The following is a 13436-nucleotide window of genomic DNA, read 5'->3' as shown; positions in this document are numbered from 1 at the left end:
GATCATTCGCCGTCGTCGATTGCTTCAGCTTCAGATCGGCGGCGCGGCGGAATCACATCGGGATAGTCCACCTGCATGAAGTAAAGTCCGTCAGGAGGAGCCACGGGTCCGCAAGCCTTGCGGTCACGCGCCTCTAGGGCTGAACGGACGTCTTCCGGCGTCATCGTCCCCTCGCCGGCCAGTTTCAGCGTGCCTGCAAACGACCTGATCTGATTGTGCAGGAAACTCTGCGCCGTCGCGCGTATTTCGATGAGATCGCCATTGCGCGTGACATCCAGACGATCAAGCGTTCTGACCGGACTGTTCGCCTGACAATGTGCTGAGCGGAAAGTGGTAAAATCGTGCCTGCCGACGAGCATCTGCGCCGCCGCATGCATACGTTCGTGATCGAGGTCTTTCGGTACCCACCAAGCGCGCTTGTGTTCCAGCGCAAGCCGGGCTTTCCGCGAAATGATGCGATAGAGATAGTGCCGACGAAGGGCGGAAAAACGGGCGTCGAAATCCTCGGTCACTTCCATCACATCGAGAACCGACACCGCCTCGTTTGCCATGGAAAGATGCGCGTTCAGGGCATTGCGAAGCTTGTAGGGCTGCCATTCACGCGACAGATCAGCATGGATGACCTGCCCCATGGCGTGGACGCCGGAATCCGTACGACCTGCACCACGCACAGACACTTTTTCGCCGGTCAACGACAGGATTGCCCCTTCCAGGGCTCCCTGCGCCGATTGGCCATTGTCCTGCCGCTGCCAGCCGACATAGGGCGTGCCGTCATATTCGACGGTCATCCGGAAACGTGGCATCAGTTAAGCCTCGTCCCGGCAGAAACCGGGGTTCCACGCAGGAAGTCAGACGCCGACATCGGCTTTCCGCCAGCCTTCTGCAGGCGCACCAACCGGACCGCGCCACTGCCACAGGCGACGGTCAGGGCGTCATCCAATGCCGAGCCGGCTTCTCCCATGCCTGATGCTTGTTCGCTGGCGAGAACCTTGACGCGCTCCGCCTTGCCGCCGATCTGCATTTCAAACCACGCGCCAGGAAACGGTGAGAGGCCGCGTATGTGGTTATGAACATCTTCCGATGGCCGCGAGAAGTCGATGCGGGTTTCCCCCTTGTCGATCTTCGATGCGTAGAGAACACCGTCTTCCGCCTGCGGCGTCAGCGGCAGTTCGTTGGCTTCCAGCTTTTCCATAGCCTGCGCCATAAGACGCGCACCCGCCAGCATCAAACTGTCGTGCAATTCACCTGCGGTCGTGTTTTCACCGATCGCTACTTTTGCCGTCAGGGCAACCGGGCCAGTATCGAGCCCCTTTTCCATTTGCATGACCATCATGCCGGTTTCGGCATCGCCCGCCATGATTGCGCGCTGGATGGGGGCAGCACCGCGCCAACGCGGCAGGAGCGAGGCGTGACCATTGTAACAGCCCAACCGGGTACCGCTCAGGATCGCCTCTGGCAGCAGCAGCCCATAGGCAACCACCACCGCGACATCAGCCTGAAAATCGCGGAACTGCTGACGGTCCTCTTCTGCCTTGAAGTTCAAGGGCGTCAGGACGGGCAATCCAAGCAGTTCAGCGACCTGGTGCACCGGCGATTTCTGAAGATCAAGGCCACGGCGACCGCCGGGGCGCGGCGGTTGCGTGTAGACGGCAACGACCTCATGACCGGCATCCACCAGCGACCGCAAAGTCGGCACGGAAAATTCCGGCGTTCCCATGAAGATGATACGTAGAGCCATGATCGCCCCCTGCCCGCAATCGTTGCTGCGATGTCCGGCGAAAAGCCGGAATCACACCTTGGCGCGAGCCAGTTTCGTGAATTTCTTGATAACCATGTCGCGTTTCAGGCGCGAAATATGATCGATGAAGAGGACGCCGTTCAGGTGATCGATCTCGTGCTGCAGGCAAGTCGCCAGAAGGCCATCGGCCTCGACCGTCTGCTGCTTGCCATCGCGATCGACATATTGAACCGTCAAGGCAGCGGGGCGCTCAACCTCGGCGTAGTAATCCGGGATAGAGAGGCAACCCTCTTCGTAGGTCGAGATGTCGTCGGAAACCTTGAGGATCTCAGGGTTGATGAAAACGATCGGCTTTTTTTCTTCGTCTTCACGCGAAACGTCGATTACCAGCATGCGCCGCGCCACGCCGACCTGAATGGCAGCGAGGCCAATGCCCGGCGCATCATACATGGTTTCCAGCATGTCGTCGGCAAGGCGCAACACGTCGCTGTCCACCTGTTCGATGGGCTTCGACTGCTGGCGCAACACGGGATCTGGCAAAATGATAAGTGGTTTGATGCTCATGGCTTCCCATAACGTATCTCGTGCGCAGAGGAAATAAAAAACACGCCATTTCATTACCATCCGCGACGACCGGCAGACTCATTTTCGCCGCAGGAATGTTCTTGTTTTGATCTTACGAATCACAAGAAACCTGCTAGATTTGGTTATGAACCTCGATCTTTCCGTTCTACTCGCCCCAGCGTTGCGTGCCGGTTCCGTCGATATCAGCTTCGGCGCCCTGCTTGTCGCGCTGGTGCTGGGGCTGGCAATGTTCTGGCTGCTGTCTTCCGGCCGTCGAAAAGGAACGTCGCAGAATGACGAGATTTCTCACCTCCTGAAAACGCAGGCGGAGCTGCACGGCCGCATCGCAGCCATGGGCGAAACACTGGGTGCGCGACAGAATGAAATGAGCCAGACGCTAAACCAGCGGCTGGACGGCATGTCGCAACGGCTTGGTGACACTCTGACCGAGCAAACCAAGTCTACCCATGAAAATCTGAGCCGCCTGCAGGAACGACTGGCCGTAATCGATGCCGCGCAGGGCAATATCCAGGATCTCGCGAAGGACGTGATCGGACTTCAGGCGATCCTTTCCAACAAACAGACTCGCGGCGCTTTCGGACAGGCACGCATGGAGGCCTTGATTGCCGACGCGCTTCCGGATGGGTCCTACCAGTTACAACCGACGCTATCGAACGGTTACCGGCCGGACTGCACCATCAAGATGCCGAATAACGCGCCACCTCTGGTGATCGACGCGAAGTTTCCACTTGAAGCATGGAACGCTATCAAGGCCGATGAATCTCCCGATGCCAAGCGTCTGGCCACCCAGCAGTTTCGCCGCGATATGGAGGTACATATCCGCGATGTGGCCGAGAAATATCTCATTCGGGGAGAAACCCAGGATACGGCGTTTATTTTCGTGCCCTCGGAATCGATCTTTGCGGATATCCACCAGCATTTCGAATATCTGGTGCAGCGTGCCCATCGCTCACGCGTCGTGATCGTGTCGCCGTCCCTGCTGATGTTGTCGGTGCAGGTCATTCAGTCCGTGCTGAAGGATCAGCGCATGCGCGAGCAAGCACATCTCATTCAAGGTGAAGTCGCACTTTTGATGGATGACGTGCGGCGTCTGGATGACCGTACGCGCAAGCTGCAGGCGCATTTCGGGCTGGCCCAAAAAGACATCGACATGATGCTGATATCCTCGGACAAGGTTCTGGCGCGCGGCCAGAAAATTGAAGGGTTGGATTTCTCTCCGAAGGAGAAGGAAATATCGCGGCCCGAAACCGAGCCGCGTCGTTTCGTTGAAAACAGAGCGGGGATGACCAAGCTCAGGGTAGTTGACGACGAGTGACCGTCTCGGGCAAAGTCGCCGCCTTGCTTGATTTTCACACGGACATGCCCCGATGATCACTGTTTTCGGCTCCATCAACATGGACCTCGTCGCCACTGCAAAACGCCTGCCAAAACCGGGTGAAACCGTAACCGGCGAGAGCTTCTCGACAGCCGCAGGCGGCAAGGGTGCCAATCAGGCACTGGCAGCGCGAAGGGCGGGTGCCAGCGTGAAGATGGCGGGCGCGACCGGCGACGATACCTTCTCGGCACCTGCATTAGCCTTGCTACATGATGCCGGTACTGACTTGTCGCTGGTCAAGACAGTTGCGCCCCCCACCGGCACAGCTGTGATCCTGATCGGCGAAGGCGGAGAGAACATGATTTCGGTCATTCCCGCCGCCAATGGCGAAGTTTCGGAAGCCGATGCTGCCAGAGCTGTTTCCGAGATGTCCGCAGGCGATATTCTGATGTTGCAGTTTGAAATCCCCGCCCCCGCGATCGAGGCTGCACTTAAGGCCGCCAAGGCAAAACGCATCACCACCGTTATCAACACCGCTCCTTTGACACAGGATGCGCCGCGGATCGCGCGTTTGGCCGATATCCTGATTGCCAATGAAACGGAGTTCGAGTTGTTGATCGGGAAAAATGGTCTTTCCACCAGCGAACGCGAAGACGAGTTAAAGGCCTTGCATGCCGAGACCGGCCAGACGTTGATCGTTACTCTCGGTGCGGACGGCGTGATCGCCATGCGTAACGGTAAGGTTTTCAGGGCCGCCGGCCTGAAGATCGAGCCGGTCGACACGGTCGGTGCAGGCGACACGTTCTGCGGATATCTTGCCGCCAGCCTCGATCAGGGGCTCGACTTCGAGAAAGCTCTCAAGCGTGCCGCCGTGGCAGGCTCACTCGCTTGCACGCGTGCAGGTGCGCAGCCGTCCATCCCCAATGCTCGGGACGTAGACGCCCAAGTCTGATGATTGGCAATCAGGTCCGGATGAATGTGAGATAGGCCGAGCTTCGGCCTTCTCTTTTCGCCTTGTTCTCGTAACGCGTGCCCGGCCAGTTGGTGTAAGGCGTGCGCCAGTCATCGGCACTTTTCGCAGTCCACTCAAAACCGCCGTGCCGGGCGCAATGCTGAAGCGTCCAGTTTATGTAGGTGTCGATATCCGACGCGAAGCAGAATTTGCCGCCCGGCTTCAAGACACGGTGGAAGCGGGCCAGATTGACGTCGGACACAAAGCGGCGTTTCCAGTGCTTTTTCTTCGGCCAGGGATCGGGATAGAGCAGATCGATGTGATCGATGGAGGCCTCCGGCAACCAGTCGAGCAATTGTGTCGCGTCATCATCGTACAAACGGATATTCATCAGTTCGCGTTCGCGAACACTGCCCAACAGCTTGGCCATGGAGTTGACGAAGGGTTCGACGCCAATAAAACCGGTTTCCGGGTTTTCGACAGCCCGGTGAACCAGATGTTCACCGCCACCGAAACCGATCTCGAGGCGGATCGACTTCACGTCTGCAGGGAAAAGCGCGGCCAGATTTTGCGGCGACTGGCTTCCCAGATCGATCTTCAGCAATGGCAGCAGGTTTTCGATCGTGTCGACCTGCTGGGTCCGCAATGGCTTGCCTTTGCGTCTGCCAAAAAACGCTTCCGTTGCACGCGAGCGCCGCTCTTCCGTCATGTCATACTCTCAAGAACAAATAGATTTAACCCGCACGACGCCTGTTAGTGGCGCTGTGCGGGTTACAAAACTGCTGACGGTATCTCTCAAACGCCGCCCAATGACAAGGCTTATGCTGCCAAAGCTTCCTTGAGCGGCTTCACGAGGTCAAGCTTCTCCCAGGAGAAGGAACCGTCGCGGCCAGCCTTGCGGCCGAAGTGACCATAGGAAGATGTCTTGGCGTAGATCGGCTTGTTCAGATCGAGATGACGACGAATGCCCGATGGCGACAAGTCCATGACCTTGCGAATTGCCGCTTCGATCTGATCTTCGTTGACCTTGCCGGTGCCATGCAGATCAACATAGATCGACAGCGGCTGGGCGATACCGATCGCGTAGGAAATCTGGATCGTGCAACGGTCAGCAAGACCGGCAGCAACGACGTTCTTGGCGAGATAACGCGCTGCGTAAGCTGCCGAACGGTCAACCTTCGTCGTATCCTTGCCAGAGAATGCACCGCCGCCGTGCGGAGCTGCGCCACCGTAGGTATCGACGATGATCTTGCGACCGGTCAGACCTGCGTCGCCATCAGGGCCGCCAATGACGAATTTGCCGGTCGGGTTGATGTACCACTGGCAATCGTCAGCGATCTTCAGGTCGCCAAGGGCTTCACGGATATAGGGTTCGACGACAGCACGAACCTTCTTGGAGTCCCAGCTTGCATCAAGGTGCTGCGTCGACAGCACGATGGACACTGCCTCTGCAGCCTTGCCGTCAACGTAACGAACCGTGACCTGGCTCTTGGCGTCTGGGCCGAGTTTTGCAGCATCGCCCTCACCCGTTTTACGCGCTGTTGCGAGAAGCTGCAGGATACGATGCGAGTAGTAGATCGGCGCCGGCATCAGATCCGGCGTTTCGCGGCAGGCGTAACCGAACATGATGCCCTGGTCGCCAGCGCCCTCGTCACCCTGCTTGTCAGATGCGTTATCAACGCCCTGCGCGATATCCGCCGACTGCGGGTGCAACAGCACATCGATCTTTGCCGTCTTCCAGTGGAAGCCGTCCTGCTCATAGCCGATATCACGGATGGCCTTGCGGGCCGCAGATTTGAACTTCGAAGGATTGATGACAGGATGACCGGATGCGTCCTTGAGGACGTTGCCTTCCTTGTCCTTTTTCAACAGGGTGTCCGGCACGCGCACTTCACCGGCGATAACGACGCGATTGGTCGTCGCGAGCGTTTCACACGCGATGCGCACGGTCCAGGGATCGACGCCGGTCTTGGCCGCTTCGCGATAAATCAGATCGACGATTTCATCGGAAATACGGTCACAAACCTTGTCCGGATGACCTTCGGCCACGGACTCGCTGGTGAACAGATAATTGGCACGCATGCGGGATTCCCCTCAAAGAACGGTCTTGGTGTGTGTTAGTCATTTCAGCCCAAAAACACAAGGACACAACCACATAAATATATCTTTATGTGAGAATTCCTTTCTAAATTTCCAAAAAAAACGGCCCTTGCGGGCCGTCGAGAGCGTGCTGCCGGATCATCAGCGCACGCGAGGATTTCAGGAGCCGTTTACTCGGCGTCGCCTTCGGCAGCCAAAGCCTTGACGAGGTCAACGATACGACGGCGAACCTTCGGATCGGCAATTTTCACGAAAGCGCGGTTCAGTTGCAGGCCTTCTGCCGAAGACAGGAAATCCACCACGTAGTTCGAGCTGGAAGCTTCGGCCATGCCCGAAGCGCCACCAACCTGCTCACCCGGGGCATCTTCGAAGAAAAAGGAAACCGGAACATTCAGGATTGCCGAAATGTTCTGCAAGCGGCTTGCGCCGACACGGTTTGTGCCTTTTTCATACTTCTGAATTTGCTGGAAGGTGATCCCGAGACTCTCGCCCAGCTTCTCCTGGCTCATGCCGAGCATGGTCCTGCGGAGGCGAATTCGGCTTCCGACATGAATGTCGATGGGGTTAGGCTTCTTTTTATTTTCGGTCATCATGCGGTCCTGACACTCGGAAAGGGTTGATATTTCGGTTCATTATTCACCCACGAAAATGAACCGATATTACGGCTGGCACAGAAACTTGTTTTACGACTGACCTATTCACTATGCAATTCTAGGGGTTTTTGGTCAATTCGTGCGCCGCATGAAACTCAGGCACGATACTACCGCTGCACTCATCATGATTGAAAAAATCAACCAGAAATACGTCCGATGTATGTCGTAGGTAAATGCGCTGTCAGCAGCGCCACTCAGAGTAGCGTCAACAATTCCAATTTGACCATAGTCAAGTCCGTCAATTATTCGCCCATAGGGGTCAATCACCGCCGAAATGCCTGTATTGGCACCGCGAATCACTGGCAATCCGGTTTCGACCGCCCTTACTCTGGCTTGCAGAAAGTGCTGATAAGGGCCGGGCGTGTCCCCAAACCAACCATCATTCGTGACGTTTAAAATGGCCGTCGATCCTGCCGGAGAGGGCGTCATTTCGCCTGGAAATATAATCTCGTAGCAGATCAAAGGGTAGAAGGTTTTGCCGGAAGGCAGCGTCAGGAGGCTGCGCGATGCAGCCGCCGAAAACCCACCGGGCAAGCTGACGACATTGTCGAAGCCAAATCTGCGCAGCACGTCTTCGAAGGGCACATATTCACCAAATGGCGTGAGGTGAACCTTGTCGGTTGCGCCAATGATCTGGCCCTGGCTGTCGATCGCATACACAGAATTGTAGTAGCGCGGCGGACGACCGACTCCCGCATCCTCCATCCTGACCGCACCAGTGAACAGCACCTGGCCATCTTCCAGCGTTTTAGCAATCTCGGCCAGCGCATCCGGATTTTGCGTCAAGATAAACGGTACCGAAGTCTCCGGCCACACCACGATATCCGGACGTTTTTTCCCTTCCGCCGGAGGCAATCCCGTCAGACGCAGGTGCTCATTGAAGATATCGGCACGATCGGCATTCAGCATCTTGCGCGACTGATCGATAGACGGCTGAACAATCCTGACGGTCAGGGCGTCCGATGGTGTTTCCAACGGCAATCGGAGGCGATAGAGGCCGTAGCCAAAATGACCAGCGAGAAGCAGTCCGGCCAGAACCAGACCCGGCCACATCCCTTTTTTCGTGCCGATAAGAGCCGGGGCCGAAAAAATGAAGACGGCAAGAACGGTCACACCGAGCACACCCACAAGGTTTGCCGACTGCATCATGACCGGGACCGGCATCATGCCGTAGCCGATGGCATTCCATGGAAAGCCGGTCGCGACAAAACTGCGCAGCCATTCCGAAACCCCGAAAGCTGCAGCAAGCGCTGCAATCCGGCCGAGACCGTCGGACCAGAGGAGGTTCGCAAGCGCAACCGCGAAGCCGTAAAACAGCGCCAGGACAGCCGGCAGGCCCAGGATGGCAAGCGGCAACGCCCAGGCGAACTCGTCCGCCTCGAGCAACAAGGCATTGCCGAGCCACCAGAGACCGGCGACAAAATATCCGAAACCAAAACACCAGCCGATGCCGAAGCTCGACCAAAGGCGACCGAAGACACCGCTCCCCGGCTTGCCCGTGCAGCCATCCACCAACCAGACGAGCAGGGTGAAAGAAACGAAAAGCGAAGCAAAGAAACCGAATGGCGGCAGAGCCAGCGCTCCCAATGCCCCTGCTGCGATCGCTATGATGGCGCGGCTCAATCTGCCGCCCAGCATCACCTTGCCTGCGAGACGCTCCATACGATCTCCGTTCACGTTCAGCCGGAAGGATCACACCTCATCACCGCATGGTGCGTCGTGTTTCCCGTTATTCTTCGACGTAATGGAAAAAAGATTCGTCGTCCACACCATGCATGCAAGCAGGCCGTGCAGATGACGGGTACAAGAAAAACCCGGCAGGTGACCTGCCGGGATCTGTCATTCTGCGTTATATCAATGTGTGATCTGGCGCGTCTCGGGTGCCGGCAAAGCCATCACCTCATCGGGCTCAGCATCATCTGGAGCCCGGTCATCCTGCCCTTCGGACCCATGATCGCGTACGATCCGAACGCCTTTTATGCGACGGCTATCCGCGTCGAGAATCTGGAACTCAAACCCAGGAATCGCTCTGACAGTTTCGCCTTTCGCCGGGATGCGGCCAAGCGCGAAAAAGATCAGACCGCCAAGCGTGTCGATTTCTTCCACGTGCTCGCGAACATCGAACTCCGGGCCAATGGCCTCGCTCAGTTCCGTGAGTTCGGCGCGCGCATCGGCCACCAGAACATCTGCGGAGAGGCGCGAGAACATGGCCTCGTCCTTGTCGTGTTCGTCATCGATATCACCGACGACCATTTCGACGATGTCTTCATGGCTGACGAGCCCGTCAGTGCCGCCATATTCATCAATGACGAGAGCGAGCTGCGTTCGCTGCGCCTGCATCGTCTTCAGCAGATCCGACGCCAGCATCGAAGGCGGCGCGAAAAGGATCTTGCGGACCAAGCCGGCATTGGCGACGGAGATTTCGAGATCAACACGCGCCAGATCGAAGTTCGGCCGTGGCGTACGGGCCGCGTTCGTTTCGGTATCAAGAGCGATTCTCGTTCCGATACGCCGCTTGTTGCGGGCCTGCTTTGCAACATAGGACAGAAGATCGCGGATGTGGATCATGCCCTTGGGATTGTCGAGGTTCTCGTCGTAGACAGGCATACGGGAACGGCCGGTCTCTTCGAACAGGATCAGCGCTTCGCCGATCGTCATGTTCTGGTCGATGCCATCAATATCCACGCGCGGGATCATGATGTCTTCAACGCGAACCTCGCGGAAACGCAGGATGTTGTTGAGCATTGCCCGCTCTTCGGGCGAAAAGGCAGCACCGATTTCGGTGTCTGACATCAGCGCGTCGGTGATATCCTCGCGCAGACGCTCTCCTTGCGACGGCTTCAGCAACCGTGCGATGCGCGACCAGATTGTCGATCTCGGTTTCGCGCTGAAATCGTAACGTAACTGACTACTGCCCTCCTCCGAGGAGGACTGCTCGCCGTTCTCTCTGCCCTCATTGGCAGGTCGTGCAGAATGTTCGTTCATGGCTCCAGACTATAATTAAAGCGGTTCCTGTCCCGCGTACGGATCAGATAGGCCAAGCACCGCCAGAATGCGAGTCTCAAGCGACTCCATTTCTTCCGCTTCTTCCTCGTCCATGTGATCATATCCGAAGAGATGGAGAAATCCATGGACCAGAAGATGAGTCAGATGATCCTCGAAACTCTTCTCAAGTTCAAGGGCTTCCCGCTCAACCGTTTCGCGAGCGATCACAATATCGCCCAGCATCGGCCCCGGCATGCCGCCGGGTTCGAGCGGAAACGCTGGAAAAGACAACACATTTGTCGCCTTGTCCTTGTCACGCCACTCGGCGTTTATTTCACGAATCTGCTCGTCATCGGTGAAAACCAGTGACAATTCTATCGGCATTTTCGGGAAGGGTTGCTTTTCCTCCCGGCGTAGAAAATCGACCGCCGTGTCCAAAACCTTTTGCGCAAATGCAAAAAGCTCTTCTTCCGAGGCCCAGCCCTGGGCCTCGATGCTGATCTGAATATCCAGTGCTGTCATTCTATTGCGTCAATCGCCCTTCACGAGACTTTCGTCCGGCACGGCCGTATGTGCCTCATAGGCACGCACGATGCGCGCCACCATCGGATGACGTACCACATCGACATCCTTGAAGCGAACAACCGACACGCCTTCCACATCCCCGAGGATCTGGAGCGCTTCGACAAGACCGGACTTCACGCCACGCGGAAGGTCGACCTGGCTTGGGTCACCGGTCACGATCATACGACCGTTTTCGCCAAGACGTGTCAGGAACATCTTCATCTGCATGGTCGTGGTGTTCTGGGCTTCGTCCAGAATGACCGCAGCGTTGCCAAGTGTTCTGCCACGCATGAATGCCAGCGGCGCGATTTCGATCACACCTGCCTGAATGGCACGCTCAACCTTATCACCCGGCATCATGTCATAGAGCGCGTCATAAAGTGGCCGCAGGTAGGGATCGACCTTTTCCTTCATGTCGCCCGGCAGGAAGCCAAGACGTTCACCCGCTTCAACGGCAGGGCGCGAAAGAATGATGCGATCGACGGCACCGCGTTCCAGCAATTGCGCGGCATGCGCCACCGCCAGATAGGTCTTGCCCGTGCCGGCAGGGCCGACACCGAAGACCAGCTCGGACCGTTCCAGCGCACGCATGTAGACATCCTGCGTGGGAGTACGGGCAGCAATGGTCTTCTTGCGCGTGGAAATCTGCGCCATCGAGATCTTCGCCTTGCGCTCCATCGTCGGCAAGGTCAGTTGGTCGTCGGCAGCCATGGCCATGCGGATCGCGCCCTCAACATCGGAAAGTTCAACCGTCCCGCCTTTCAAAAGGCGCTCGTAGAGAAAATCCAGCGCGCGTCGGGCCTGATTGGTGGATACCACGTCACCCGTGATTGCAACGGAGTTGCCACGCGGGCGGGCGTCGATATTGAGACGCTGCTCCAACAGCTTCAGGTTCTGATCGAACTGACCGAATAGCTCTCCAGCGATTCTGTTATTCTCGAACGTTAGGACGAAGTGATTGGCGTCGGTCGCGGCTGAGCGTGGCTGGCGCGATGAAGGTGATACCAATTCGTGTGCGTTCAAGCGGTCAGGCTCCTGTCCCAGTCAGCTACTGATCCTCACTCTAACTCTCTGCCACCTCGGCAAACAAGCTGTTTGGACCCGTTGCGGTGATTCGTACATTAACAATGTCACCGATTTTCAAAGTCTTTGCATCAAGATTCACAGATTGCAGCCACGGCGAACGACCTATCAACTGTCCAGGCATGCGACCGGGCTTTTCCAGCAACACATCCATGGTCTTTCCGACCAGAGATTGCGCAAATTCCTGCTGCTGTTTCAGCAACAGCGCCTGCAATCTTTCAAGCCGTTCCGCTTTCACCTCTTCCTCAACCTGATCCGTCAGATCAGCGCCGGGCGTGCCCGGGCGGGTCGAGTATTTGAAGGAGAACGCCTGTGCGTATTTCACTTCCTCGACGATGGCCATCGTGTCTTCGAAATCGCGATCACTTTCGCCAGGGAAACCAACAATAAAGTCTCCCGACATGGCAATATCAGGGCGGGCCGCGCGAATTCTTTCGATAAGCCGGATATATTCCGCGCCGGTATGGCGACGGTTCATCGCTTTCAGAATACGATCAGAGCCTGCCTGTACCGGCAAGTGCAGATACGGCATTAGGATACGCAGATCGCTATGCGCGCCGATCAAGCGATCGTCCATGTCGCGCGGATGGCTGGTGGTATAACGCAGTCTTGCAAGGCCCGGAATTTCCGCAAGCCGATACAGCAGTTCGGCAAGCCCCCATTTTTCGCCCTTCGGCCCCTCGCCCTGCCAGGCATTGACGTTCTGACCAAGCAACGTGATCTCGCGTACACCGGCATCGACCAGCTTCATCGCCTCATCAACGATCTGGCGAACGGGGCGCGACACTTCCGATCCACGCGTATAGGGCACGACGCAGAACGTACAGAACTTGTCACAGCCTTCCTGCACCGTCAGGAACGCAGTCACGCCGCGGGAACGAAGTTTTGCCTTTTCCGCGACGGGAAGATGCTCGAACTTGTCTTCGACCGCGTACTCGGTCTCGATGACACGCTCACCTTCGCGAACACGTTTCAGGGCATCCGGCAGGCGGTGATAGGTCTGCGGGCCGATAACGACATCGACAGCAGGCGCGCGACGCAGGATTTCCTCGCCTTCGGCCTGAGCAACGCATCCGGCAACGCCAATCATGAACTCGCGGCCCTGCTCTTCGCGCGACTTTTTCATATCGCGCAGACGGCCAAGCGCGGAGTAGACCTTTTCAGCCGCCTTCTCGCGGATATGACAGGTGTTGAGCAGAACCAGATCAGCCTCGCCCATGTCTTCCGTCTGGACGTAACCGTCCTTCGCCAACGCATCGCTCATGCGGACGGAATCATAAACGTTCATCTGACAGCCGTAGGTCTTGATGAAGACTTTACGGCTGTTCGAACCCTCACGGGCAGTGATCTCGGCGGCGTCTAGGCCTAGCGTTTCCTGGGTCATGGCGGCTATCTAGTGTTTTTCAACGCCAGATTAAACAGAAAAATACCGGGGGCGCCACGCATCGGCGTGAAAATCGA

13 protein-coding genes are annotated in these 13436 nt (G+C 57.2%); 2 read left to right on the top strand and 11 right to left on the bottom strand.

Annotation, left to right across the window (positions count from 1 at the left end; all coding sequences use genetic code 11):
* Window positions 1-2 precede the first annotated feature (2 nt).
* From truA to def, 3 genes are read right to left on the bottom strand one after another with little or no spacing between them, the layout of a single operon-like run.
* Window positions 3-803 (bottom strand): tRNA pseudouridine(38-40) synthase TruA, encoded by an 801-nt coding sequence (gene truA / locus HWX89_RS10330; RefSeq protein WP_138794400.1) that lies wholly within the window; start codon window positions 801-803, stop codon window positions 3-5.
* Window positions 803-1738 carry a methionyl-tRNA formyltransferase gene (gene fmt / locus HWX89_RS10325; RefSeq protein ID WP_138794399.1) on the bottom strand — a complete coding sequence of 312 codons (936 nt, stop codon included), beginning with the start codon at window positions 1736-1738 and terminating at the stop codon, window positions 803-805. Before fmt ends, truA begins: the two co-directional genes overlap by 1 nt.
* 51 nt (window positions 1739-1789) lie before the next feature.
* Window positions 1790-2302, bottom strand: coding sequence for a peptide deformylase (def, locus tag HWX89_RS10320; protein WP_138794398.1), 513 nt, complete (start codon window positions 2300-2302; stop codon window positions 1790-1792).
* A 145-nt stretch (window positions 2303-2447) separates the two neighbouring features.
* On the opposite strand from def, the gene HWX89_RS10315 reads away from it, so the two are divergent.
* Together HWX89_RS10315 and HWX89_RS10310 are read left to right on the top strand one after the other, a co-directional pair.
* The gene (locus tag HWX89_RS10315; protein WP_178340696.1) at window positions 2448-3638 is read left to right on the top strand and encodes a DNA recombination protein RmuC; all 1191 of its coding nucleotides are present in this window, start codon (window positions 2448-2450) and stop codon (window positions 3636-3638) included.
* A 52-nt stretch (window positions 3639-3690) separates the two neighbouring features.
* A complete protein-coding gene (locus tag HWX89_RS10310; RefSeq protein ID WP_138794396.1) occupies window positions 3691-4590 on the top strand; it encodes a ribokinase in 900 nt (299 codons plus the stop codon).
* A gap of 10 nt (window positions 4591-4600) precedes the next feature.
* Here HWX89_RS10310 and trmB read toward each other — a convergent pair whose 3' ends face one another.
* From trmB to miaB, 8 genes are all read right to left on the bottom strand, one after another.
* Window positions 4601-5299, bottom strand: a complete 699-nt coding sequence (gene trmB, locus HWX89_RS10305) for a tRNA (guanosine(46)-N7)-methyltransferase TrmB (RefSeq protein WP_138794395.1) — start codon at window positions 5297-5299, stop codon at window positions 4601-4603.
* Between the two features lie 110 nt (window positions 5300-5409).
* Window positions 5410-6672, bottom strand: coding sequence for a methionine adenosyltransferase (gene metK / locus HWX89_RS10300; protein WP_138794394.1), 1263 nt, complete (start codon window positions 6670-6672; stop codon window positions 5410-5412).
* Window positions 6673-6860: 188 nt separating this feature from the next.
* On the bottom strand, window positions 6861-7280 hold the full coding sequence (locus tag HWX89_RS10295) for a helix-turn-helix domain-containing protein (protein ID WP_138794393.1): 420 nt from the start codon (window positions 7278-7280) through the stop codon (window positions 6861-6863).
* Between the two features lie 135 nt (window positions 7281-7415).
* Window positions 7416-9005, bottom strand: a complete 1590-nt coding sequence (gene lnt / locus HWX89_RS10290) for an apolipoprotein N-acyltransferase (protein ID WP_138794392.1) — start codon at window positions 9003-9005, stop codon at window positions 7416-7418.
* Between the two features lie 192 nt (window positions 9006-9197).
* Window positions 9198-10328 (bottom strand): hemolysin family protein, encoded by a 1131-nt coding sequence (locus HWX89_RS10285; RefSeq protein WP_138794391.1) that lies wholly within the window; start codon window positions 10326-10328, stop codon window positions 9198-9200.
* Window positions 10329-10343: 15 nt separating this feature from the next.
* Window positions 10344-10850 (bottom strand): rRNA maturation RNase YbeY, encoded by a 507-nt coding sequence (gene ybeY, locus HWX89_RS10280; protein WP_138794390.1) that lies wholly within the window; start codon window positions 10848-10850, stop codon window positions 10344-10346.
* Window positions 10851-10859: 9 nt separating this feature from the next.
* Window positions 10860-11915: a PhoH family protein gene (locus HWX89_RS10275; RefSeq protein WP_138794389.1), complete on the bottom strand. Its 1056-nt coding sequence runs from the start codon at window positions 11913-11915 to the stop codon at window positions 10860-10862.
* Between the two features lie 40 nt (window positions 11916-11955).
* A complete protein-coding gene (miaB, locus tag HWX89_RS10270) occupies window positions 11956-13359 on the bottom strand; it encodes a tRNA (N6-isopentenyl adenosine(37)-C2)-methylthiotransferase MiaB (RefSeq protein WP_138794388.1) in 1404 nt (467 codons plus the stop codon).
* Window positions 13360-13436: the final 77 nt, after the last annotated feature.

This window comes from Rhizobium sp. RM (genome assembly GCF_013390595.1).
GTDB lineage: Bacteria > Pseudomonadota > Alphaproteobacteria > Rhizobiales > Rhizobiaceae > Agrobacterium.
The sequence above is the reverse complement of the archived record's forward strand: the minus strand, read 5'-3'. Positions and strand labels throughout refer to the sequence as shown.